Source organism: Mesorhizobium sp. P160187 (assembly GCF_057766425.1).
In genome coordinates this window covers 2,768,116-2,790,314 of record NZ_JBYMDX010000003.1, presented here as the reverse complement: position 1 = coordinate 2,790,314, position 22,199 = coordinate 2,768,116, and the positions used below count along the sequence as shown (strand labels likewise).

Genomic DNA, 22,199 nt, shown 5'->3' with positions numbered 1-22,199 from the left:
TACGATGAGCTTTCTGAAGAAATTGATGGTGACGGCCGCGTTCTCGGCCGCCATGTTCGTGAATGCCGCCTATGCCGAGAACGTCAAGATCGCGCTGGTGGTGAAGTCGCTCGGCAACGGCTTCTTCGACGCCGCCAATAAGGGCGCCGAAGAGGCGGCCAAGGAACTCGGCGATGTCGACATCATCTACACCGGCCCGACCAAGGCGACCGCCGAAGCGCAGATCGAAGTGGTCAATTCGCTGATCGCGCAGAAGGTCAACGCCATTGCGATTTCGGCCAATGACGCCGACGCGCTGGTGCCGGTGCTGAAGAAGGCGATGGAGCGCGGCATCACCGTCATCTCGTGGGATTCGGGCGTCGCCAAGGAAGGCCGCCAGTTGCATCTCAACCCGTCCGACACCGGCCTGATCGGCGAGACCATCATCAAGCTTGCCGCCGACTATCTGCCGGAAGGCGGCGAAGTCGCCATTCTGTCGGCTTCGTCGACCGCGACCAACCAGAACGCCTGGATCGACGCGGCCAAGAAAATCCTGCCGGAAAAATTCCCAAAGATCAAACTCGTCGCCACCGTCTACGGCGATGACGATTCGGCCAAGAGCACCGACGAAGCCAAGGGCCTGCTGAAATCCTATCCGAACCTCAAGGCGATCATCGCGCCGACCACCGTCGGCGTCGTTGCCGCTGCCCAGGTCGTCACCGACGCGAACCTGATCGGCAAGGTCAATGTCACCGGTCTCGCGCTGCCGTCGGAGTTCAAGAAGTTCATCGACAACGGTTCCAGCCAGGCGGTTGCCCTCTGGAATCCGATCGACCTCGGCTACTCCGCCGTCTACCTCGCTCATGATCTGGCGGTGAAGAAGGAAGAGGCAAAGCCGGGCGCAACGCTGTCGATCGGCCGCGTCGGCAAGGTCACGCTCGATGACAGCAACTCGGCTGCGATGGCTCCGCCCTTCCAGTTCGACAAGTCCAACATCGAAAAGTTCTCCAAGATCTATTGATCTCGGACGTCTCGGACCAAGCGCGGCGGGACCAAAATCCCGCCGCGACTTTAAACGGACCTTGTTTCAGGGCTTGATACGGATATGGACACGACAGCCCAGCACGGCATTGCGAAGGAGGAGCCCACGGGTCCTGCCCCGCGCCTGACGCTGTCCGGCGTCTCCAAAAGCTTTCCCGGCGTGCGCGCGCTGCACAATGTCAGCCTGTCGCTTTACCCCGGCCAGGTTACGGCGCTGATCGGTGAAAACGGCGCCGGCAAGTCGACGCTGGTCAAGATCATGACCGGCATCTACCAGCCGGACGCCGGCACGATCAGCATTGACGGCCAGGCCGTCACCCTGCCCAGCGCGCATGCCGCCTTCGGCCACGGCGTCACTGCCATTCATCAGGAAACCGTGCTGTTCGACGATCTGAGCGTCGCCGAAAACATTTTTCTCGGCCATGCGCCGCGCACGCGGCTAGGCACCATCGACTGGCGCACCATGCGAAAACACGCGCGCGAAGTGCTCGACACCATGCATGCCGGCCATATCGACGCCGATGCGCGGCTGAAAGACCTCGGCATCGCCAACAAGCATCTGGTAGCGGTTGCTCGCGCGATGTCGATCGATGCGCAGATCGTCATCATGGATGAGCCGACCGCAGCCCTTTCGATGAAGGAGATCGAGGAGCTTTTCCTGCTGATCGAATTCCTCAAGGAGGAAGGCAAGGCGATCCTGTTCATCAGCCACAAGTTCGACGAGATCTATCGGATCGCCGATCGCTACACCGTGTTCCGCGACGGCGAGATGGTTGGCGAGGGCCTTATCAAGGATACCGGCCAGAGCCAGATCGTGCGCATGATGGTCGGCCGCTCGGTCGATCACATCTTTCCGCAACGCAAGGCCGAGATCGGCGCGCCGGTGCTGTCGGTCGCTGGCCTTTCGCACCCGACCGAATTCAACGACATCGGCTTCGAACTGCACAAGGGCGAGATCCTCGGTTTCTACGGCCTTGTCGGCGCCGGGCGGTCAGAGGTGATGCAGGCGATTTCAGGCATCACCCGCATATCGGGCGGCACGATAACGCTGGAAGGTAAGGTGATCACGCCGAAATCGGCGGCGGATTCCATCGAAGCCGGCATCGTCTACGTGCCGGAGGAACGCGGCAAGCAGGGCGTGGTGATCGGCCTGCCGATCTTCCAAAACGTCTCGCTTCCCTCGCTCAAGCGCACCTCCAAATCCGGCCTGCTGCGATTGTCGGAAGAATTCGCGCTCGCCCGCTCCTACACCGAGCGGCTTGACCTCAGGGCCTCCTCGCTCAGCCAGGATGTCGGCACGCTGTCGGGCGGCAACCAACAGAAGATCGTCATCGCCAAATGGCTGGCGACGGCGCCCAAGGTGATCATCCTGGACGAGCCGACCAAGGGCATCGACATCGGCTCCAAGGCCGCCGTGCACGGCTTCATGGCGGAGCTCGTCGCGCAGGGCCTGTCGGTGATCATGGTGTCGTCGGAACTGCCGGAGATTCTCGGCATGTCCGACCGCGTCGTCGTCATGCGCGAAGGGCTGGTTGCGGCGGTCTACGACAATAAGGGGCTGGACGCCGAAACGCTGGTCCGGACGGCAGCGGGGATCGCGGCATGAAGGCTCTCCTTAAATACCGCGAGATCTGGCTGGCAGCGGCGATCGTCGTTTTGATTGCTCTGATCTCGACGCGCTTCCCGGCCTTTGCCGACCCCGGCAATCTCGCCCAGGTGTTCAACGACACCTCGATCCTGATGATTCTGGCGCTGGGACAGATGGTCGTCATCCTGACCCGCTCGATCGACCTGTCGATGGCCTCCAACCTGTGCTTCACCGGCATGGTGGTGGCGATGCTGAACGCGGCGCATCCGGCGATCCCGATCCCGCTGCTGATTGTCATCGCGCTCGCCGTCGGACTGGTGCTCGGCGCCATCAACGGCATGCTGGTGTGGCGGCTGAACATCCCTTCGATCGTGGTGACGGTGGGCACGCTGACCATCTATCGCGGCGCCACCTTCGTCCTGTCCGGCGGCGCATGGGTCAATGCCGACAAGATGAGCCCTGAGTTCATCGGCTTCCAGCGCGCAGCTTTCCTGGGCATTCCGGTTCTGTCCTGGATCGCCATACTGGTCCTCGCGCTGTTCTTCGTGGTGATGACGCGAACCGCGCTTGGCCGTTCGATCTATGCCATCGGCGTCAACCCCACGGCGTCGGTCTATGCCGGCATCGATGTCGGCCGAACCAAATTCATCGTCTTCTGCATTTCCGGCATGATCGGCGGGCTCGCCGGTTATCTCTGGATTTCTCGTTATGTCATCGCCTCGGTCGAGGTCGCCAATGGCTATGAACTCAATATCATCGCCGCCTGCGTCATCGGCGGCATTTCGATTGCCGGCGGCATCGGCTCGGTCGGGGGCGCGGTGTTAGGGGCGCTGTTCCTCGGCATCATTTCCAACGCGCTGCCCGTCATCAACATCTCGCCCTTCTGGCAGATGGCGATTTCAGGCAGCGCCATCATCCTGGCCGTCGTGCTCAACGCGCGTGGCGAACGTCAGCAGGGGCGGATTATCCTGAGGAAAGCGGAAGCGGCATGACCGACACCCCCGCCCCGCGCCACATTCCCGACCGGCTCGACAAGCCGCTCTCCTCGGCGATCTTTTCCTGGGAGGCGCTGCTGGTCGTCGTGGCGGTCGCCATCTTCGCCATCAACAGTTTCGCCTCGCCCTATTTCCTCGACGCCTACTCCCTGTCGGATCTGACTTTCAATTTCACCGAGAAAGGCCTGATCGCCTTCGCCATGGCGCTGCTGATCATTTCGGGCGAGATCGACCTGTCGGTCGCCGCCATCATCGCGCTCGCCTCGACTATGATGGGCATGGCGGTGCAGGCCGGCGCCGACACGCCGGTGCTGGTGGCGATCGGCATCGTCGTCGGGCTCGGCTGCGGCGCTTTCAACGGGCTCCTGGTGACGAGGCTCGGCCTGCCGTCCATCGTCGTTACCATCGGCACGATGAGCCTGTTTCGCGGCATTGCCTTCATCGTCCTGGGCGATCAGGCCTACAAAGGCTATCCTGAGAGTTTTGCTTTCTTCGGCCAGGGCTATGTCTGGTGGGTGGTGTCGTTCGAACTGGTGCTCTTCCTCATCGCGGCCGTCGCCTACTGGTTCCTGCTGCATCGCACCAGCTTCGGCCGCCGTGTCTTTGCCATCGGCAACAATCCGGTCGCGGCACAGTTTTCCGGCGTTCGCGTCGGCCGCATCAAATTCATCCTGTTTTGCCTGACAGGGCTGATGGCCGGCATCGCCTCGGTGCTGATCACCTCTCGGCTCGGCTCGACGCGACCGTCCATCGCGCAGGGTTACGAGCTCGAAGTCATTACCATGGTGGTGCTCGGCGGCGTCAGCATTCTGGGCGGCTCCGGCAGCATTTTAGGCGTCGTGCTCGCCGCCTTCATCATGGGGCTGGTGACCTTCGGCCTCGGCCTGCTCAACGTGCCCGGCATCGTCATGTCGATCTTCATCGGCCTGCTCTTGATCTTCGTCATCGCGCTGCCGATCGTCTGGCGACAGCTGCGTGGTAACAGCTGATGCCTGAGAAATACGCCTTCAAGATGCAGCTCAAACCCGGCATGAAAGCCGAGTACAAAAAGCGCCACGATGAGATCTGGCCGTCGCTGGTGGCGCTGCTGAGAGAGGCCGGCGTCGCCGATTATTCGATCCATCTCGATGAAGACACCAACATCCTGTTCGGCGTGCTGTGGCGGCGGGACGACCATGGCATGGCCGACCTGCCGAAGCGTCCGGTGATGCAGCGCTGGTGGGCGCACATGGCCGACATCATGGAGACCAGGCCGGACAACCAACCGGTGGCCATCCCCCTGGAAACAATGTTCCATATGGCATGAGTGCGCTGCGCCACATCGCCGTCATCGACATCGGCAAGACCAACGCCAAGGTGGCGCTGGTCGATCTCGTCACGCTGAGCGAGGTGGGGTTGCGCCGCATGGCGAACGCGCCGCTGCGACAAGCGCCCTATCCGCATCACGATGTCGAGGCGCTGTGGACGTTTATCCTCAACAGCCTTGCCAGCCTCGACCGCGAACAGCGTATCGACGCGATTTCGATCACCACGCATGGTGCGACCGGCGTGCTGGTCGACGCCTCGGGCGAGCTGGTGCTGCCTGTCCTAGACTATGAGTTCGATGGCCCCGACAGGTTGGCGGCGGAGTATGATGCTGTTCGTCCGCCCTTCGCCGAAACCGGTACACCGCGCCTGCCGGTCGGTCTCAATCTCGGCGCGCAATTCTTCTGGCTTGAGAAGCGTTTCCCCACCGAATTCGCCAAGGCCGCCGCGATGCTGATGTATCCGCAATACTGGGCGCTGCGCCTGACCGGCGTTGCCGCCAACGAGGTGACCTCGCTCGGCTGCCACACCGATCTGTGGAGCCCTTGGGAGGCGGACTTTTCCTCGATGGTCGACAGGCTGGATTGGCGCAGGCTGATGGCATCGGTGCGGCCGGCCAGGGGCCAGCTCGGCCCGATCCTGCCGGCGCTTGCCGCGCGCACCGGGCTCGATCCGCAGACCCCGGTTTTCTGCGGACTGCACGATTCCAACGCCTCCCTATTGCCGCATCTTCTGTCCGACGAGCCGCCCTTCTCGGTCGTCTCGACCGGCACCTGGGTGGTATCGATGGCGGTCGGCGGCAGAGAGATTGCGCTCGATGCTGCGCGCAACACGCTGGTCAATGTCAGCGCGCTGGGCGACCCCGTGCCCTCGGCGCGTTTCATGGGTGGCCGTGAGTTTTCCCGGCTGACCAAGAACAAGCCGCAGGACTGCAGCGGCAGCGAGGTGCTGGCCGTTCTGACAAAAAAGATGCTGCTTTTGCCTTCTACCCAGCAGCGATCAGGTCCGTTCCCGCACCATGCCGCGGCATGGCTTGGTGCCGAGGGCATCAGCAAAGGCGAGCGGTTCGCCGCCATTTCCTTCTATCTGGCACTGATGACGGCGACCTGCCTCGAGCTGATCGGCGCCGACGGCCCGACCACCGTGGAAGGACCGTTTGCTCGCAACCGGCTCTTTGTCGGCATGCTGGCGGCAGCGACCGCGCGCATCGTCATCGCCTCCGAGGCGGCCACCGGCACCAGCATCGGCGCGGCGCTGCTGGCAACGGATCAGTCCGTTCCACACGGCAAGGGCGAGAGAACTGAACCGCAGACCGACCCGGTCTGGGCGGCCTATGTCACCGCGTGGCGCGCGGCAGTCGAGGCGCAAGGCTGATCACAAAATCCGCTTGCCAAAGGCCGACATGACGAAGTTGATGGCGTCGGCGCCGATCCGCGGCTCCAGACCGGCGGTCAGTCCGGAAACGTCCATCGACAGCAGACCGCCGGACAGCGCGATCGCCTCCATCGCCTGATGCGTCTCGCGCACCGTCAGCCCGCCGGAGCCCGCAGCCCAGCCGGCGAATTCGGTCGCCGTCGGCGAATAGCTGAGATGGAAGCCTTGCGTGCCCGAGGTGGCGATGCGGATCGCCTCGTGCATGAGGTCGCGCATGCCCATGGCGTCGATGTCGGTCATGGTGAAGGCCGAGACACGCGAATCCTTGAGCACCCTTGCCTCCGCCGGATCGGCATGGCGCAGGCCGACGATGACGACATTTTCCGGCGACAGCTGCGGCTGCAGTGCGCAGGGCTTGTGATCGAGACCGAGCGCGCGGGCCAGCACCGAGACTTCAGGCATGTCTTTGGCCTCCTCGTCCTCGGGCATCAGGGCGGCGATGGAATCGATCCAGATCAGGCCGAAGGAATGCGTCGCGCGCGCCGTTGCGGTCAGCGCCTTGTGGGCGATACGGCGATCGGCGCCGGCAGCGAGCCGGATCAAGCCCGAGGGCGGCCGCTCGACGTCGGCGAGTTCGACCACGTCGAAATTCATCGCCTCCAGACGCGCGCCGGTTCCCTCGCGGGCGATAATCCCGCCGGCTTCCGGTTCGGCCGAGATCGACACCATCTTGCGGCCGGAGAAATCCGCGACGTCGTGCATCGGCGCCTTCTCGACATATTCCGAGGTCATCGCCAGAAGCATGGCGCCATAATTCATGCGGAAGGCGACACGGTCGCCGACGGTAGGTCGCGGATCGGCATCCTGCACATCGAGCAGCAGATGGTCGCTGGAAGCGCCGAGCACCCTCACCCCTTTGGCGATCGGCGTCAGCCCTTCGACCAGCACGTCCTCGCGGCCTATATTGGCGATGGCGCGCAGCCGGTCGCCCTCGTCGGCGAAGACCGGCTGGTTGCCGAAGGCGTCGTAGCCGGATGTGCCGATCGGCCGCGAAGGCTTGAGTTTGACCTCGATGATGTCGCTGGTCAGCCGGCAGGCATCGGGTTCGAGTTCGGGCCACGGCACGTCGCGAAAGGTTTCGACACCGCCTTGCAGGATCGCCTCGCCCACGCGCAGATTGTTGATGCCGGGCGGCAGCTTGCTTTCGAGCAGCAGCGTCAGCGACGACGAGGCGCCGCCGGAAATGAAGTCGAGGCTTTTGCCGGACAGGCGCTCGGTCTTGTAGGCATGGGCGACGAGTTGGCCAAGGTTCTCCGGCGTCGGCATTATGGCGCCGAAGCAGCCGAGATTGGTGCCGATGCCGGCGATGCGCACGCCCTTGAATTCCAGGATCTGCTCGACGGTGGGGATCAGGTCGCTTGGCCAGATGCCTTCGCGGAGATCGCCGAGATCGATCATCAGCATGATGTCGTGGACGCGGCCCATGCGCTCGGCAATGCGCGATATCTCGCGGATGGTGGTCAGTTCCGACTGCAGGCTGATGTCGACGGTGCGCACGACCTCCTCGACGCGCGCCATGGGCGGGCTGCGCAGCAGCATGACCGGCGCATTGATGCCGCTGTCGCGCAGCCGCCGAATGTTCTCAAAACGCGATTCCGCGATGCCGGCAACACCGCCGCGCAGCATGGCCCGCGCCACTTGCGGCATGCCGCATGTGCCCTTCGTAACTCCGAACACCTTGATGCCGGACAGCGCGCAGCGCTCGACGATGGTGCGGGCGTTGCGCTCGATGCGGCCAAGGTCGATAGCGACTTGCGGTCCCGACATTTCGTCACTCAGGGTTTGTAGAATCTGTCAGCCAGATGCATCTTCCAGACCGTCGTACGATTTTGTCAAACTTTGCGCAGTGACGGCCTCAATGTTGGAAACCAGAGCAATTGTATGTGGGCACGTCTTTCGATCGGAGAGGCCGGTGACGCTGGTCGTTCATCATTTCGATGGTGAGTGGCAACTGACCTGCGGCGAACATGATCATCCCGCGGACTGTGGAGATTTCGAAGTTATCGGTCTCGGCCATTTGACCGCCAGGCAGGAAAACTTGGCACAGATTGGCCAGCTTGAGCGCGGATGGCTTGCCGAATGGGTGCACGGCGAATGGACTCGATGCCAACACGACGACTAGAGCTCCCTCAGTTCCCGTAGACCAGCCCTTGCGGGTCGATCTCCGGCTTGCGGCCGGCGACGAGGTCGGCCAGGAACTTGCCCGAGCCGCAGGCCATGGTCCAGCCGACATGGCCGTGGCCGGTGTCGAGGTAAAGGTTCTTGTATTTCGCCTTGCCGATGACCGGCACCGAGTTGGGCATCATCGGCCGCAGACCTGCCCACAACAGCGCCTTCTTCTCGTCGAAAGCGCCAGGGAAAAGGTCTTTGCCGGTGCTCAGCATAGACTTGAAGTCGCTGGGCTTGAAGCTGCGGTCGAAGCCGGTGAACTCGGCTGTCGAGGACATGCGCAGGCGGTTTCCGAGCCTGGAGTAACCAACCAGCCGGTCCTCGTCGGCGCCGCCCATGGTCGGTCCCTTGCTCTCGTCCTCCAGCGGGATGGTCGCGCTATAGCCTTTAACCGGATAGACGGGCAGATCGATACCGTAGCGGCGGCCGATCAGGCCGCTCTCGGGGCCCATGGCGATGACGACGGCGTCGCCCGTCACCGGGCCGGCCGACGTCATGACCGCACGCACCCAGTCGCCCTCTATGTCGAGCCCCTCGACCGTGGTGTCGAACAGGAATCTGACGCCGAGCTTTTCGGCGGCATAGGCGGCCAGCCCATCGACGAATATCCTGGAATCGCCGGTCTGGTCGATTGGCGAATAAACGCCGCCGGCGATCTTTTCCTTCACTCCGGCGAGCCCGGGCTCAAGTTCGACCAGCCGGTCGCGGCCGACGATCTCGATCGGCAGGCCATGCTTTGCCAGAAACTGGTAGTTGTCGGTGCCGGTGTCGAGACTGTGCTGCGAGCGGAAGAAATAAAGAATGCCCTTCTTGCGCTCGTCATAGTGGATGCCGGTGGCGTCGGAGAGCGCGTTGATGCAGTCGCGCGAATAGAGCGCCAGGCGCAGTTTGACCTGGCTGTTGGCGCGCAGCCGGGCCACGGTGCACTGGCGCAGGAAACGCAGGCTCCAGGCGAGGAAATAAGGATCGAAGCGCAGCCTGACCTTGATGCCGAGATCATGGTTCCAGAGAGCGCGCAGGAAGGTCTTCAGCGCCGCCGGCGAGGCCCAGGCGGTGGCGTCGCCCGGCGACACCAGACCGGCATTGGACTGGCTGGTGCCGCGCGCCGGCGCCGGATGGCGCTCGATCACGGTGACCTCATGGCCGTCGGCGGCCAGATAATAGGCGGCCGCGGTACCGACAACGCCGGCTCCAAGCACCGTTATCTTCATGCCACCCCCTCTTCGCTGCACAGCGCCTCCACGCCGCACCGCCATTGCTTCAATAGCGCTTCGCCGCGCGCCTTGCGAGCCCTCGGAAGTGCCCGGCTCAGCCCCGCGCGGAGTTCTTGCCGGTGAGGATACGCTCCCAGGCGAGTGCATCGGCGACGATCTGGTCGAGGTCGTCGCGTTGCGGGGTCCAGCCGAGTTCGGCGCGTGCAAGGTCCGAATTGGCAACCACGGCGGCGGCGTCGCCGGGGCGCCGGTCGCCCATCTTGACCTCGAAATCCCGGCCGAAGGCGCGCCGCACGCTGTCGATGACCTCGAGCACCGAATAGCCGTGGCTGTAGCCGCAATTGGCGACGAGGCTGCCGCCGCCGGCGCGCAGGCGCTGCAGCGCCAGCCGGTGGGCCGCGGCCAGGTCGCTGACATGGATATAATCGCGCATGCAGGTGCCGTCCGGCGTCGGATAATCGGTCCCGAACACCTGCATGAAGGGGCGTTTGCCGAGCGCGGTCTCGCAGGCGACCTTGATCAGATGCGTGGCGCCAGGCGTCGACTGCCCCGTCCGGCCCCTGGGATCGGCGCCGGCGACGTTGAAGTAGCGAAGCGCCGTGTAGCGCAAGGGATGCGCAAGCGCTGCATCGCGCAGCATCCATTCGCTCATCAGCTTGGACAGGCCGTAGGGCGATTCCGGCGCCAGGCGGGCATCCTCGTGCACCGGCTCCAGGCCGGCGCCGCCATAGACGGCGGCGGTCGAGGAGAAGATGAAATGCGGCACACCCTCTCGTACCGCGGTTTCGATCAGCGTGCGCGTCTTGGAGGTGTTGTTCTCGTAATAGGCGAGCGGATCGGCAACCGATTCCGGCACCACGATGGAACCGGCGAAGTGGATGATCGCGTCGACCTTGTTATCCCGGATGATCTGGCCGACCAATTCCCTATCGGCGACATCGCCGACGACAAGCTTGGCTTCCGGCGCTACCGCCCATTCGAAGCCCGTGGAAAGGCGGTCGAGAACGACGACGCTCTCGCCGGCATCCAGCAGTTCCCAGACCATGTGGCTGCCGATATAGCCGGCGCCGCCCGTTACCAAAACCGTCATCCGCGTCCTCTTTTACTCATGATTTATCGGAAACTGTCTCAATCACCGCCTTACTGGAAAGCCTGCGGCAAGGCCATTAGAAACGCCTGAATGTTAAATCCGTAACAGTCTCACCGGCCTGTGGCATCGTACGGACACAAAATTAATCCACATCAAGGGAATAGGCCACGATCTGGCATCGTTAGGAACAGGCTTGGGGCGTGGCATTTTGACCAAAACGGCCCGGTGGACGACGAATGGGCCAACGATTATGATCCCGCGCAAAACTGGGAAGGCGACATGAACTATCAGCGGTTCTTCGAGGAAGCGATCGACCAGCTCCACGCCGAGCGGCGCTACCGGGTTTTCGCCGATCTCGAGCGCATTGTCGGCAAGTTTCCGCGCGCCATCTGGCGTTCAAACGGCCGCGCCGAGGAAATCACCGTCTGGTGCTCCAACGACTATCTCGGCATGGGCCAGAACCCCGATGTCATTGCCGCGTTCCAGAATGCAGCCGGCAAGATGGGTTCGGGCGCCGGCGGCACCCGCAACATTTCCGGCACCTCGAACCCGCTCGTCGAGCTCGAGCTGGAACTGGCCGACCTGCACGACAAGGAAGCGGCGCTGGTCTTCACCTCCGGCTTCGTCTCCAACGAGGCCTCGATCTCAACCATTGCTCGGCTTTTGCCCAATTGCCTGATCATTTCGGACGAGTTGAACCATGCATCGATGATCGAAGGCGTACGGCGCTCGGGCGCCGAAAAGAGGATTTTCCGCCACAACGACGTCGCGCATCTCGAAAGCCTGCTGCAGGTGGCGGGCCGCGAACGCGCCAAGCTGATCGTGTTCGAGAGCGTCTATTCGATGGATGGCGACATCGCGCCGATCAAGCAGATCGTCGAACTGGCCGAACGCTACAACGCCATGACCTATATTGACGAGGTCCATGCCGTCGGCATGTACGGACCGCGCGGCGGCGGCATCACCGAGCGCGAGGGGCTGGCCGACCGCATCGACATCATCGAAGGCACGCTGGCCAAGGCGTTCGGCACGCTGGGCGGCTATATCGCCGGCAACAGCGCCGTCATCGACGCGGTGCGCTCCTATGCGCCGGGCTTCATCTTCACCACGGCGCTGCCGCCGGCGATCGCTGCCGCCGCCACCACCTCCATCCGCCACCTCAAGCGCTCGCAAGCCGAGCGCGATGCGCAACAGCGCCAGGCGTCGCGGACCAAGGAGGTTCTGTCTGCAGCCGGCCTGCCGGTGATGGAATCGCCGACACACATCGTGCCGGTGCTGGTCGGTGACCCCGAACTCTGCAAGATGGCCAGCGACCGTCTGCTCGGCGTGCACGGCATCTACATCCAGCCGATCAACTATCCGACCGTGCCGCGCGGCACCGAGCGGCTGCGCATCACGCCGACGCCGTTCCATACCGATGCGCTGATTGCGGGACTTCAGGACGCGCTGGTCGAGACATGGGATGCGCTCGGCATTCCCTATGGCTCCGCAGGGCGGCCCACTGTCGCCAAGAGCGACCGGATTGTGCCGCTGCTTGTGCCGAAGTCGGGCGGCTGAAGCCGCCGCCCATTTATCTCAAACCGTCCTCATCCATCCCGCCAAGCGATGTGCCGCTTCCTCGAGCTGGTCGAGGCGGCGGTGGAAGCACAGGCGCAAAAACGCCTCTCCGCCAGGGCCAAAGGCGGTGCCCGGCGCCAGGCCGACATTGGCCTTGTCGACGATGTCGAAAGCGGCCCGGCGCGGATCGGTGATGCCGTCGACCGTGAAAAACAAATAGAACGCGCCTTGCGGCACGGTGAAGCGCGCTTTGCCGGTTGCGCCGAGAATATCGCAGACCAGGTCGCGCGCCTTTCGCGCCCGCTCAACCTGTTCGACGATGAACGCATCACCGTGGTCCAGCGCCGCGACGGCGCCGCGCTGCATGAACTGGGCGACGCCTGAGGTCGAATACTGGATCAGGTTCTCGAACACCTGCTGCAGCTCGGGATGGGTCTTGATCCAGCCGACGCGCCAGCCGGTCATCGCCCAGTTCTTGGAAAAGGAGTTGACGAACAGGATGCGGTCTTCCGCGGTCGAAATGTCGAGGAAGGACGGCGCACGGCCGTGGCCGTAGTGGAACAGCGAATAGATCTCGTCGGCGATGATCCACAGACCCTTTTGGCGGGCGAGATTCAGGATCGCCTGCAGCGTTTCCTTATCGGCCGTCCAGCCGGTCGGGTTCGATGGCGTGTTGACGAACAGCGCCTTGGTGCGCGGCGTCACCGCAGCTGCAATCTTGTCGACATCGCAGGACCAGCCATTGCCGGACTGGTCGAGCGTGACCGCAACCGGGGTAGCGCCGGAAATACCGGCGGCGGCGGCGAAATTCGGCCAAGCCGGGGAGAGATAGACCACCTCGTCGCCGCTGCCGGCGACCGCTGCTAATGCCAACTGAATGGCATGCATGCCGGAACCGGTGGCGATGAATTCCTCTTCGGCGAAGCTCTTGCCGAAATGCCTGGCATAGTAGCGGGAAAGCGCTTGCCTCAGCTCCGGAATGCCTTTCTGCCAGGTATAGAAGGTCTCGCCATTGGCGAGCCCCTTGGCGGCGGCTTCCGAAATGAAGGCAGGCGTCGGCAAATCGCCTTCACCGGCCCAGAGCGGGATCATGCCCTCGCGCGTACGGCCGTAATTGACGACGGCGACAATGCCGCTTTCGGGGGCGGCCACCGCTTCGGCGCGCAAGCTATCGATCAGGGTCATGACAGGTCCGTTTTGATGTCTGCTTTGATGCATGTCATTATCCAGAACCGCTGCGCACTTATGGGCGACATGCATTGGCGGATGCTCTTAGCAGATGCGGCAACAGAAAACCCCGGCCGCGAACGACCGGGGTTTTGGTCCAGAAATCTGGCCTTGTCTATTTCCTGGCGAGGAGATCGCGAATTTCGGTGAGCAGTGCGACGTCAGCCGGCGGCGGAGCCGCAGGTGCGGCCGGCTTCTCCCGCTCGAGCCGCTTGCGCATGTTGTTCACGGCCTTGACCATCAGGAAGATGATGAAAGCCAGGATGACGAAATTCAGCGCCACGGTGATAAAATTGCCGTAGGCGAACACCGCGCCTTCCTTACGCGCGTCGGCAAGATTGGTCGAATGCACTGTTGATGAGAGGCCTATGAAGTAGTTGGAAAAGTCGACGCCACCAAGTGCGCCGATGAAAGGCATGATGATGTCATTGACAAGAGAATCGACGATCTTGCTGAAGGCCGCGCCGATGATGACGCCGACCGCAAGGTCCATCACATTTCCTTTGGAAATGAATTCCTGGAATTCTTTCAGCATTCGACCCTCCTTGTCATGACGGACCGCGCTGCCGCCGTCCCTCCGGCGTCGGCCCGTGCGCACCATAACAAAAACCTGCGGTTGCAACAGAAGCAAAAGCTGGAAAACACCGCTTTCTCCTTACCTTGGTTCACGGTTCGACAGGGCGGCGTCGCGGCCATGCGCCGAAAGCCGCGATGGACTTGACCTTGGAGCTGTGATTGCCTCTGGGCAGGCCGGGGTGAAAGCTGGCCGAGGAGGATTTTCGGGCCGTGCAGGGCTGGTTCATCGTCATCATTGCGGTCGCCTATGTAACGCTGCTGTTCGTCATCGCCAGCCTCGGCGACCGGCGTTCAACGGCGTTGGGACCCGGCCGCGCCCGGCCCTTCATCTATGCGCTCAGCCTCGCCATCTACTGCACCTCCTGGACCTTCTTCGGCTCGGTCGGCCTGTCGTCCGAGCGCGGCCTCGAATTTTTGGGCATCTACACCGGGCCGGTGCTGGTGTTCGTGTTCGGCTTTCCGCTGCTCAATCGCATCGTGCGGCTGGCCAAGAGCGAGAAGATCACCTCGATCGCCGACTTCCTCGGCGCGCGCTACGGCAAGAGCTTTGCCGTCTCGGCGATCGCCACGCTGATCGCGACCATCGGCGCGGTGCCCTATATCGCACTGCAATTGAAGGCGATCTCCGGTTCGGTCGGCCTGATGGTCGAGCATTATACGGGATCGCCGCCCTCCTTCGATCCCTTCGTCAGCGACATCTCGCTGGTGGTGGCCATGCTCTTGGCGCTGTTTGCGGTGCTGTTCGGCACCCGCCATGCCGACGCCACCGAGCACCAGGACGGGCTGGTGCTGGCGGTGGCGGTCGAAACCGTGGTCAAGCTCGCCGCCTTCCTGGCGATCGGCCTGATGGTCACCTTCCTGATCTTCGGTGGCCCGGGCGACATGATCGACAAGCTGGCCGAAAACAGCCAGGTGCGGCAAGCCATGGGCTACAACACCTCGCTCGCCACCTGGCTGGTGCTGACTTGCCTGAGCGGCTTTGCCATCATCATGCTGCCGCGCCAGTTCTACGTCACCATCGTCGAGAACCGCGGCGAGGCTGAACTGCGCACCGCGACCTGGGTGTTTCCGCTCTATCTCGTGGCGATAAACCTGTTCGTGCTGCCGATCGCCTTCGCCGGCCTGGCGCTGGTCGGCGCCAAAACCACCAGTGACCTCTATGTGCTGGCGCTGCCCTTGTTCGGCGGCCATGACTTCCTCGCCATGGCCGCCTTCATCGGTGGGCTGTCGGCGGCGACCGCCATGGTGATCGTCGAAAGCGTGGCGCTGTCGATCATGATCTCCAACGACCTCGTCATCCCGCTGTTCGTGCGCCGCCTGCTCAAGACCACGACCTCTGAGAATGAGGATTGGTCGACGCTGATCCTCAACGTGCGGCGCGGCGCCATCTTCATCCTGTTGTTCATCGCCTTCCTCTACTACCGCGAAAGCACCAACTCGGCGCGGCTGTCGTCGATCGGCCTGATGTCGTTCGCGGCAATCGCCCAATTCGCGCCGGCGCTGATCGGCGGGCTGATCTGGCGCGGCGCCAATGGCCGCGGCGCGGCCCTTGGCATGGTCGCCGGCATCCTCGTCTGGGGCTATACGCTGCTTTTGCCGTCGCTCTCGGCAGCCGACGCGGACATCGTCGTGCAGGGGTTGTTCGGTTTCGAGGCGCTGCGGCCGCAGGCTCTGTTCGGCACCGTCGCCGAACCGTTGAACCACGGCGTGCTCTGGAGCCTGTCGGTCAACACGCTGTTCTTCGTGCTCGGCTCGCTGTCGCGCGCGTCAGTGCCGCTGGAGCGGATCCAGGCGTCGATCTTCGTGCCGCGCGAATCCGGCCCGATGCCCAGCCTGCGCCGCTTCCGCACCGCCATCACCGTCAACGTGCTGAAGGACACCATCTCGCGCTACCTCGGCGTCGAGCGCACCGAGCGCTCCTTCCAATCCTTCGAGAAAAGCAATGGCGTCTCGCTGCACGGCAATGAGCAGGCCAGCATGGATGTCATCCGCTTTTCCGAGCAGCTGCTGGCGAGCGCGGTCGGCTCGTCTTCGGCGCGGCTGATCCTGTCGCTGCTGTTTCGCCGCAACGACCGCGAGTCCAAGGACGCCTTTCGCCTGCTCGACGACGCCACCGAAGCGCTGCAGCACAATCGCGACCTGCTGCAGATCGCGCTCGACCAGATGGAGCAGGGCATCACCGTATTCGACCGCGATTTTCGTCTGATCTGCTGGAACAGACAATATCGCGCGCTGTTCGACCTGCCCGACGAGATGGGCCAGGTCGGCGTCTCGCTCGACCGCATCCTGCGCCACCTCGCCGAGCGCGGCGATATTCCGGCCGACCAGCGCGTGGCGATGCTCAACCGGCTGACCAGCTTCGTCAGCCCATGGCAGATGGAGTTGAAGACCAGTGGCCGTATCCTCGAACTGCGCTCCAACCCGATGCCGGACGGCGGAATCGTCGCCACCTATGCCGACATATCAGGACGCGTCGAACAGGATTTGGCGCTGAAGCGGGCCAATGAATCGCTGGAGCAGCGGGTCAAGACGCGGACCATCGAACTGACTAGGGTTAACGAGGAGTTGACCCGGGTCAATGAGGAGCTGGCGCAGGCGCAGATGCTGGCCGAGGAGGCCAATCTGGGCAAGACGCGCTTCCTCGCCGCCGCTGGCCACGACATCCTGCAGCCGCTGAACGCCGCCCGTCTCTACTGCTCGTCGCTGATCGAAAAGGCCGGCAAGGGCCCGGCCGGGAAGGCTGCTACCAACATCGAATCCTCGCTGGAATCGGTCGAGACGATCCTGGGCGCCGTGCTCGACATTTCCCGCCTCGACGCCGGCGCGATGAAACCCGATGACAGCGCCTTCCGCCTGGACGGGCTGCTGCGCCAGATCGGCAATGATTTTCAGCCGCTCGCCGCCGAAAAGAAACTCGATCTGACGATCATAGCCTCGTCGCTCAGCGTGTTGACGGACCGCAACCTGCTGCGCCGGCTGATCCAGAATCTGGTCTCCAATGCCATCAAATACACCCCCCATGGCCGCATCCTGGTCGGCGTGCGACGGCGCGGCGAACTCGCCGAAATCCAGGTGATCGACACTGGCATCGGCATTGCCGGCGACAAGCTGAACACGGTCTTCAACGAGTTCACCCGGCTGGACGAAGGCGTGCGCGAAGCCGAAGGTCTCGGCCTTGGCCTGTCCATCGTCGACCGCATCGCGCGGGTACTGCGGCTCGAGATCCAGATCTTTTCCAACCCGGGCAAGGGTACGCGCTTTTCCGTTATCCTGCCGGTTGCGGCGGTTGAGGCGCCGCGGCGCGAGGTTGAGCCGAAGGCGCCTGCCCGCACCGCGAATTCGCTGGCCGGCCTGCGCGTCATGTGCATCGACAACGACCCTCGCATTCTCGATGGCATGCGGCTTTTGCTCGAAGGCTGGGGCTGCAGCGTCGGCACGTTTTCGGGTTCGGAGGATTTTGGCAGGGCCGATCGTCCCGACATCGTGCTTGCCGACTATCATCTCGATGGCAGAAGCGGCCTCGACATCATCGCGCGCCTGCGTGACATCCATGGTTCGGACCTGCCGGCCGTGCTGGTCACCGCCGACCGCTCCACCGAGGTCCGTGCCGCTGCCGCCGCCATTGACGTGCCGGTGATCAACAAGCCGCTGAAGCCGGCCGTGCTACGCTCGATGATGGCCAGGGTCAGGCCGCTGGCGTCGGCGGCCGAGTAGAGTCCTATCTCTTTGTTTTTGCGCAATTCCCAAGGGAAAGCGCTACGCACTTTTCCTGGAATAGCTTTAGCCTGCTGGCTGCAACGGATCGCTGCCGATCTTGGACAGCTGGATCACCGCCTGGGTGCGGCTGTCGACGCCGAGTTTCTGCAGGATGGCCGAGACATGCGCCTTGACCGTCGCTTCGGAGACGCTGAGTTCGTAGGCGATCTGCTTGTTGAGCAGGCCTTCGGCCAGCATGCCGAGGACACGCGTCTGCTGCGGCGTCAGCGCCTGCAGCCGCTTGATCAGGTCGGATATTTCGGGGTCGCGCTCGACGCCGAGGTCGATGCCGACGGGCGCGGCGATATCGCCGGCCAGCACCGTCTGCACGGCGCCGCGGATCTCCTCCATGCTGGCCGATTTGGAGATGAAGCCGGATGCGCCGAGATCGAGCGCGCGCCGGATGGTCACCGGGTCGTCGTGGGCCGACACCACCACCAGCGGCACCGCCGGGTGGATGCCGCGCAGCGCGATCAGACCGGACAGGCCGCTGGCGCCCGGCATCGACAGGTCGAGCAGCACCAGGTCGACATCCTCATTGGCCACGACCAGGGCCTTGGCACTTTCGAAATCACCGGCCTCGTGAATGGCGGCGACGTCGCCGACGCCGGCAAGCGCCTCTTTCAAAGCGCCGCGGAACAGCGGATGGTCGTCGGCAATGACGAAGGTGTAACCCGACGGCAAATCTTCCTCCCAAATCCCGTTGTTGCCCAAACTTCGTTATCGATTGACGGCTTTCCGGGATCGGACGATTATGCGGCGAAGCGCTTTGTTTTTAAGCGGCAATGGCCGGACGGCACTTTGCGCCCGGCAGCTCAGGTCTTTTGCGAGTTGAGCTTGGCGCCGTCGCCATTGTCCTTGTCCAACTCCTTGACGATGCCCATGAAGCCGCGCAGCATGCGCTCCATATAGCTCATCGTCTTGTCGAAATCCTCCTCGCTCGGCAGCTTCGATTCGAGGCGGGCGGACAGCGAGTTCTCGAGCCTGGCGACGCGTTCGTCCATTGCCTTCATCGAAGCCTGCAAACGGTCGACTTCGTCCTGGAAGGCGGCGCGTTCGTCGGCGGCCATCTTGCAGACGAGCTGGCCGGAGCGCTCCTCGCAGATCGACATGGCGCCGGTCTGGGTATCCATGCGGACATAACCGTTGGCGGATTTTTCCAGCCGGTAGCGGTCGGCCTCCTCCGACCAGGCCGATGCCGCGACCAGCGAGACCAGTGCGGCGGGGATCAGTATGTGTTGCAGACGCATGTTCCATCCTCCACGAGCCAGTGTGCGCAACCTATCACAGCTTTGCGCCGTAAATGCGGACGAGTTGCCCTTCCCTGCATGAGCCATCCGGACCAGAGCGGGTCGCCGTTCCACGGCGCTCCGCTCTACATCCTTGTTTTGACGCAATTCCGGACGGAAAACCGCTTCACACTTTTCCTGGAATTGCTTTATAGCGCAACAATGTCTCAGATTATCTACAAGATCGTGCCCGAAGCGCTTTGGCGCGCGGCCGAGAAAAACGGCCGCTTCACCGGAGCTCCGATCGACATCGCCGACGGCTTCATCCATTTCTCCACCGCTGATCAGGCCAAGGAGACGGCGGCGAAGCATTTCGCCGGCCAGACGGATTTGCTGCTGATCGCTATCGACGGAGCCCGGTTGGGCGAAGCGCTGAAGTACGAGGTCTCGCGGGGCGGCGCGCTGTTTCCGCATCTTTACGGCGAGCTCGACCTGAAGACAGTCCTGTGGGTGCGGCCATTGCCGCTGGGCGCCGACGGCACGCATCAATTCCCGGCGCTGGAGGCCGAATGAGCGTGTTCGACCGCATCGGCCAGAAACTACTGTTCACCTTCGACCCTGAAACGGCGCATGGCATGTCGATCGCGGCGTTGCGATGCGGTCTGCCGGTCGGCGCACGGGTGGTGCGCGACGATAGGTTGAAGGTCAGCCTCTGTGGCATCGCCTTTCCCAATCCGCTCGGCATGGCCGCCGGCTACGACAAGAACGCCGAAGTGCCCGACGCGCTGCTTGGCCTCGGCTTCGGCTTTGCCGAAGTCGGCACCGTGACGCCGCTGCCGCAGGCGGGCAATCCGAAGCCGCGCATCTTCCGGATGGCCCAGGATGACGCGGTGATCAACCGCCTGGGCTTCAACAATGAGGGCCACGAGGCGGCGGAAAAACGCCTTGCCGCGCGCAAGGGACGCGTCGGCATAGTCGGCGTCAACATCGGCGCCAACAAGGACAGCGCCGATCGCGTCCGTGACTATGAGCTCGGCGTCTCCCGCTTTGCGAAATACGCCAGCTATCTCACCGTCAACATCTCGTCGCCCAACACGCCCGGCCTGCGCACCATGCAGGCACGCGAACAGCTCGGCGAACTTCTGGCTCGCGTCGTATCGGCGCGTGCCTCGGCATCGGCCCAGCCACCAATCTTCCTCAAGATCGCACCTGATCTGGTCGAGGCCGAGCTGGAGGACATCGCCGCCGAGGTCAGCGAAAAGCAGATCGACGGGGTCATCGTCTCCAACACGACGCTGGCGCGGACCGGATTGCGTAGCACCACCAGCGAGACCGGAGGGCTCTCCGGCAAGCCGCTGTTCGAACGCTCGACGATCGTGCTGGCCAAGATGCGCAAACTGCTCGGGCCGGAGTGCGCCATCATCGGCGTCGGCGGTGTCGATTCTGCCGAGACGGCTCTGGAAAAAATCCGCGCCGGCGCCGATCTGGTGCAACTCTACACCGGCATGATCTATGCCGGCCCCGCGCTGCCAGGCCGCATTCTTTCAGGCATGGTGCGCTTTGCAGAAAAGGAAAGGCTGAAATCATTGCGCGAACTGCGCGACAGCCGGCTCGATCAGTGGGCTGCCAGGCCGCTCTAAAACGCCGTGCGCAACCGGAGCCGCAGGATGGCCAGCAGGCTGAAGCCGCGCACCAGCAGGAAAACGTGCAGCGCCGCCCACAGGCCGTGATTGCCGAGAGACGGCGCCAAGCTGAACAATGCGGCGCTGAAGGCCAGGAACGAGACCAGCATCATGTTGCGCATGTCGCGCGACCACGTGGCGCCGATGAAGACGCCGTCCATCTGGAAGGCCAGCACGCCGCTCAGCGGTGTCAGTGCCGCCCACGGCAGATAGATGTCGGCAACAGCACGAACGTCCGGCGACGTGGTGATCAACGAAATCAGGCCGGCGCCGCCGAGCCAGAAGATCAGCGTGGCGGTTCCGGCGAGGCCGAACCCCCAGAATAAGGTCAGACGTACCGCCCGGCGGAACGCCGTCTCGGCACGTGCGCCGATCGCGCGTCCCGCCAACTGTTCGGCCGCGGTGGCGAAACCGTCGAGAAAATAGCCGGCGACGAGGAAGAAGTTCATCAGCACGGCATTGGCGGCCAGCGTCAGCGTGCCGAACTGCGCGCCCTGGCGGGTGAACAGCGCGAAAGCGGCGAGCAGCGAGAACGAGCGGATCATGATATCGCGGTTGAGCGACAGCATGCGCAGGAAAGCGGGCATGTCGAGCAGGCGATGCCGCGGCAGGCGGGGTGCGGCCCGGAAGCGCCAGACAACGATGGCGAGACCCAGCAGCATGGCCAGACATTCGCCGGTGACGGTCGCCCAGGCCACGCCGGCGACGCCCCAGCCAAGCTTCAGGCCGAGCAGGATGCAAAGCACGATGTTGATGCCGTTGAGCACCGCCTGCAGCATCAGCCCAAGCCCGCCCTCGCCGCGTCCAAGGACATAGCCGAGGATGGCGTAGTTGATCAGCGTGAAGGGGGCGGCGAGCATTCTGATGTGGATATAGACGCCCATCGCCTCGCCGACGCGCGCTTCGCCGCCGATGAATTTCTGGCCGGCGATGGCGATCAGCGGCGCAAGGACGACAAGCACGATGCCGGCGGCGACCGCGATCAGCACGGCGCGCCAGAACACCGCCTGCTCCTCGGTTTCGTCGCCGCGCCCAAACGCCTGGGCGACGAGGCCGGTGGTGCCGGAGCGCAGGAAATTGAAGGTGCTGAAGACGACGTCGAAGACCAGGGCCCCGGCCGCCAGGCCGCCGAGCAGGGCGGCATCGCCGAACTGCCCGACCACCGCCGTGTCGACGATGCCGAGCAGCGGCGTCGTCAGATAGGCGAGCGTCATCGGCACGGCGATGGCGAGCACCGAACGGTTGGTGACGGCGAAGGGTCTCGCGTCGGCTGGGGTTGCACCCGTGTCCAGGGGATTGCTGCCTTGCTGGTTGCGGCTTGATCGAACAGCCGATGTGCCCCATTTTCCCGCCACCG

General features: G+C 63.6%; 19 protein-coding genes. 11 read left to right on the top strand and 8 right to left on the bottom strand.

The window, feature by feature from the left end; all coding sequences use genetic code 11:
- Positions 1-4 precede the first annotated feature (4 nt).
- From rhaS to AC3CCE_RS16810, 6 genes are all read left to right on the top strand, one after another.
- Positions 5-1,000, top strand: a complete 996-nt coding sequence (gene rhaS / locus AC3CCE_RS16835) for a rhamnose ABC transporter substrate-binding protein (protein ID WP_023669661.1) — start codon at positions 5-7, stop codon at positions 998-1,000.
- A gap of 84 nt (positions 1,001-1,084) precedes the next feature.
- A complete protein-coding gene (locus tag AC3CCE_RS16830) occupies positions 1,085-2,626 on the top strand; it encodes a sugar ABC transporter ATP-binding protein (protein WP_352623854.1) in 1,542 nt (513 codons plus the stop codon).
- Positions 2,623-3,600 (top strand): ABC transporter permease, encoded by a 978-nt coding sequence (locus tag AC3CCE_RS16825; protein ID WP_352623856.1) that lies wholly within the window; start codon positions 2,623-2,625, stop codon positions 3,598-3,600. Before AC3CCE_RS16830 ends, AC3CCE_RS16825 begins: the two co-directional genes overlap by 4 nt.
- The gene (locus tag AC3CCE_RS16820) at positions 3,597-4,592 is read left to right on the top strand and encodes an ABC transporter permease (RefSeq protein ID WP_352623858.1); all 996 of its coding nucleotides are present in this window, start codon (positions 3,597-3,599) and stop codon (positions 4,590-4,592) included. The genes AC3CCE_RS16825 and AC3CCE_RS16820 overlap by 4 nt, the downstream gene beginning before the upstream one ends.
- Positions 4,592-4,909, top strand: coding sequence for an L-rhamnose mutarotase (gene rhaM, locus AC3CCE_RS16815; RefSeq protein WP_352623860.1), 318 nt, complete (start codon positions 4,592-4,594; stop codon positions 4,907-4,909). The genes AC3CCE_RS16820 and rhaM overlap by 1 nt, the downstream gene beginning before the upstream one ends.
- Positions 4,906-6,282, top strand: coding sequence for an FGGY-family carbohydrate kinase (locus AC3CCE_RS16810; protein ID WP_352623862.1), 1,377 nt, complete (start codon positions 4,906-4,908; stop codon positions 6,280-6,282). The genes rhaM and AC3CCE_RS16810 overlap by 4 nt, the downstream gene beginning before the upstream one ends.
- Here AC3CCE_RS16810 and AC3CCE_RS16805 read toward each other — a convergent pair whose 3' ends face one another.
- Positions 6,283-8,109 (bottom strand): alanine racemase, encoded by a 1,827-nt coding sequence (locus tag AC3CCE_RS16805; protein ID WP_352623864.1) that lies wholly within the window; start codon positions 8,107-8,109, stop codon positions 6,283-6,285. It abuts the gene before it with no gap.
- Positions 8,110-8,254: 145 nt separating this feature from the next.
- Here AC3CCE_RS16805 and AC3CCE_RS16800 point away from each other — a divergent pair, with 145 nt between their 5' ends.
- Positions 8,255-8,464, top strand: a complete 210-nt coding sequence (locus AC3CCE_RS16800; RefSeq protein ID WP_023745309.1) for a hypothetical protein — start codon at positions 8,255-8,257, stop codon at positions 8,462-8,464.
- Between the two features lie 7 nt (positions 8,465-8,471).
- Here AC3CCE_RS16800 and AC3CCE_RS16795 read toward each other — a convergent pair whose 3' ends face one another.
- Entirely contained in the window at positions 8,472-9,722 is a 1,251-nt protein-coding gene (locus AC3CCE_RS16795; RefSeq protein ID WP_023669653.1) for a D-amino acid dehydrogenase, read from the bottom strand.
- 97 nt (positions 9,723-9,819) lie between these two features.
- Positions 9,820-10,815 (bottom strand): UDP-glucose 4-epimerase GalE, encoded by a 996-nt coding sequence (gene galE / locus AC3CCE_RS16790; RefSeq protein ID WP_023696679.1) that lies wholly within the window; start codon positions 10,813-10,815, stop codon positions 9,820-9,822.
- Positions 10,816-11,094: 279 nt separating this feature from the next.
- Between galE and hemA the strand changes: the two genes are divergently transcribed.
- Positions 11,095-12,372: a 5-aminolevulinate synthase gene (gene hemA, locus AC3CCE_RS16785; RefSeq protein ID WP_352623867.1), complete on the top strand. Its 1,278-nt coding sequence runs from the start codon at positions 11,095-11,097 to the stop codon at positions 12,370-12,372.
- An 18-nt stretch (positions 12,373-12,390) separates the two neighbouring features.
- On the opposite strand, the gene AC3CCE_RS16780 is transcribed toward hemA, so the two are convergent.
- Complete coding sequence (locus tag AC3CCE_RS16780; protein WP_023669650.1) at positions 12,391-13,557, bottom strand: pyridoxal phosphate-dependent aminotransferase; 1,167 nt, start codon at positions 13,555-13,557, stop codon at positions 12,391-12,393.
- Between the two features lie 157 nt (positions 13,558-13,714).
- Complete coding sequence (mscL, locus tag AC3CCE_RS16775) at positions 13,715-14,134, bottom strand: large conductance mechanosensitive channel protein MscL (RefSeq protein WP_023681933.1); 420 nt, start codon at positions 14,132-14,134, stop codon at positions 13,715-13,717.
- A gap of 251 nt (positions 14,135-14,385) precedes the next feature.
- Between mscL and AC3CCE_RS16770 the strand changes: the two genes are divergently transcribed.
- Complete coding sequence (locus tag AC3CCE_RS16770) at positions 14,386-17,889, top strand: PAS domain-containing hybrid sensor histidine kinase/response regulator (protein ID WP_352623870.1); 3,504 nt, start codon at positions 14,386-14,388, stop codon at positions 17,887-17,889.
- A gap of 66 nt (positions 17,890-17,955) precedes the next feature.
- Here the strand turns inward: AC3CCE_RS16770 and AC3CCE_RS16765 are convergent, their stop codons facing one another.
- Positions 17,956-18,615 carry a response regulator transcription factor gene (locus tag AC3CCE_RS16765; RefSeq protein WP_023703427.1) on the bottom strand — a complete coding sequence of 220 codons (660 nt, stop codon included), beginning with the start codon at positions 18,613-18,615 and terminating at the stop codon, positions 17,956-17,958.
- A gap of 131 nt (positions 18,616-18,746) precedes the next feature.
- Positions 18,747-19,181 carry a hypothetical protein gene (locus AC3CCE_RS16760; protein ID WP_352623872.1) on the bottom strand — a complete coding sequence of 145 codons (435 nt, stop codon included), beginning with the start codon at positions 19,179-19,181 and terminating at the stop codon, positions 18,747-18,749.
- 201 nt (positions 19,182-19,382) lie between these two features.
- Here AC3CCE_RS16760 and AC3CCE_RS16755 point away from each other — a divergent pair, with 201 nt between their 5' ends.
- Together AC3CCE_RS16755 and AC3CCE_RS16750 are read left to right on the top strand one after the other, a co-directional pair.
- Positions 19,383-19,733, top strand: a complete 351-nt coding sequence (locus tag AC3CCE_RS16755; protein ID WP_352624116.1) for a DUF952 domain-containing protein — start codon at positions 19,383-19,385, stop codon at positions 19,731-19,733.
- Positions 19,730-20,800, top strand: a complete 1,071-nt coding sequence (locus tag AC3CCE_RS16750; RefSeq protein WP_352623874.1) for a quinone-dependent dihydroorotate dehydrogenase — start codon at positions 19,730-19,732, stop codon at positions 20,798-20,800. The genes AC3CCE_RS16755 and AC3CCE_RS16750 overlap by 4 nt, the downstream gene beginning before the upstream one ends.
- On the opposite strand, the gene AC3CCE_RS16745 is transcribed toward AC3CCE_RS16750, so the two are convergent.
- Positions 20,797-22,134 (bottom strand): MATE family efflux transporter, encoded by a 1,338-nt coding sequence (locus tag AC3CCE_RS16745; protein ID WP_352624117.1) that lies wholly within the window; start codon positions 22,132-22,134, stop codon positions 20,797-20,799. The genes AC3CCE_RS16750 and AC3CCE_RS16745 overlap by 4 nt on opposite strands.
- Between the last annotated feature and the right edge of the window lie 65 nt (positions 22,135-22,199).

What these genes read in the sequence shown, in the direction of transcription:
- AC3CCE_RS16820 (WP_352623858.1), top strand. Translation starts at nt 3,597, where the DNA reads ATGACCGACACCCCCGCCCCGCGCCACATTCCCGACCGGCTCGACAAG.
- AC3CCE_RS16825 (WP_352623856.1), top strand. Translation starts at nt 2,623, where the DNA reads ATGAAGGCTCTCCTTAAATACCGCGAGATCTGGCTGGCAGCGGCGATC.
- rhaS (WP_023669661.1), top strand. Translation starts at nt 5, where the DNA reads ATGAGCTTTCTGAAGAAATTGATGGTGACGGCCGCGTTCTCGGCCGCC.
- AC3CCE_RS16805 (WP_352623864.1), bottom strand. Translation starts at nt 8,109, where the DNA reads ATGTCGGGACCGCAAGTCGCTATCGACCTTGGCCGCATCGAGCGCAAC.
- galE (WP_023696679.1), bottom strand. Translation starts at nt 10,815, where the DNA reads ATGACGGTTTTGGTAACGGGCGGCGCCGGCTATATCGGCAGCCACATG.
- AC3CCE_RS16755 (WP_352624116.1), top strand. Translation starts at nt 19,383, where the DNA reads ATGTCTCAGATTATCTACAAGATCGTGCCCGAAGCGCTTTGGCGCGCG.
- hemA (WP_352623867.1), top strand. Translation starts at nt 11,095, where the DNA reads ATGAACTATCAGCGGTTCTTCGAGGAAGCGATCGACCAGCTCCACGCC.
- AC3CCE_RS16810 (WP_352623862.1), top strand. Translation starts at nt 4,906, where the DNA reads ATGAGTGCGCTGCGCCACATCGCCGTCATCGACATCGGCAAGACCAAC.
- AC3CCE_RS16780 (WP_023669650.1), bottom strand. Translation starts at nt 13,557, where the DNA reads ATGACCCTGATCGATAGCTTGCGCGCCGAAGCGGTGGCCGCCCCCGAA.
- rhaM (WP_352623860.1), top strand. Translation starts at nt 4,592, where the DNA reads ATGCCTGAGAAATACGCCTTCAAGATGCAGCTCAAACCCGGCATGAAA.
- mscL (WP_023681933.1), bottom strand. Translation starts at nt 14,134, where the DNA reads ATGCTGAAAGAATTCCAGGAATTCATTTCCAAAGGAAATGTGATGGAC.
- AC3CCE_RS16750 (WP_352623874.1), top strand. Translation starts at nt 19,730, where the DNA reads ATGAGCGTGTTCGACCGCATCGGCCAGAAACTACTGTTCACCTTCGAC.
- AC3CCE_RS16830 (WP_352623854.1), top strand. Translation starts at nt 1,085, where the DNA reads ATGGACACGACAGCCCAGCACGGCATTGCGAAGGAGGAGCCCACGGGT.
- AC3CCE_RS16760 (WP_352623872.1), bottom strand. Translation starts at nt 19,181, where the DNA reads ATGCGTCTGCAACACATACTGATCCCCGCCGCACTGGTCTCGCTGGTC.
- AC3CCE_RS16795 (WP_023669653.1), bottom strand. Translation starts at nt 9,722, where the DNA reads ATGAAGATAACGGTGCTTGGAGCCGGCGTTGTCGGTACCGCGGCCGCC.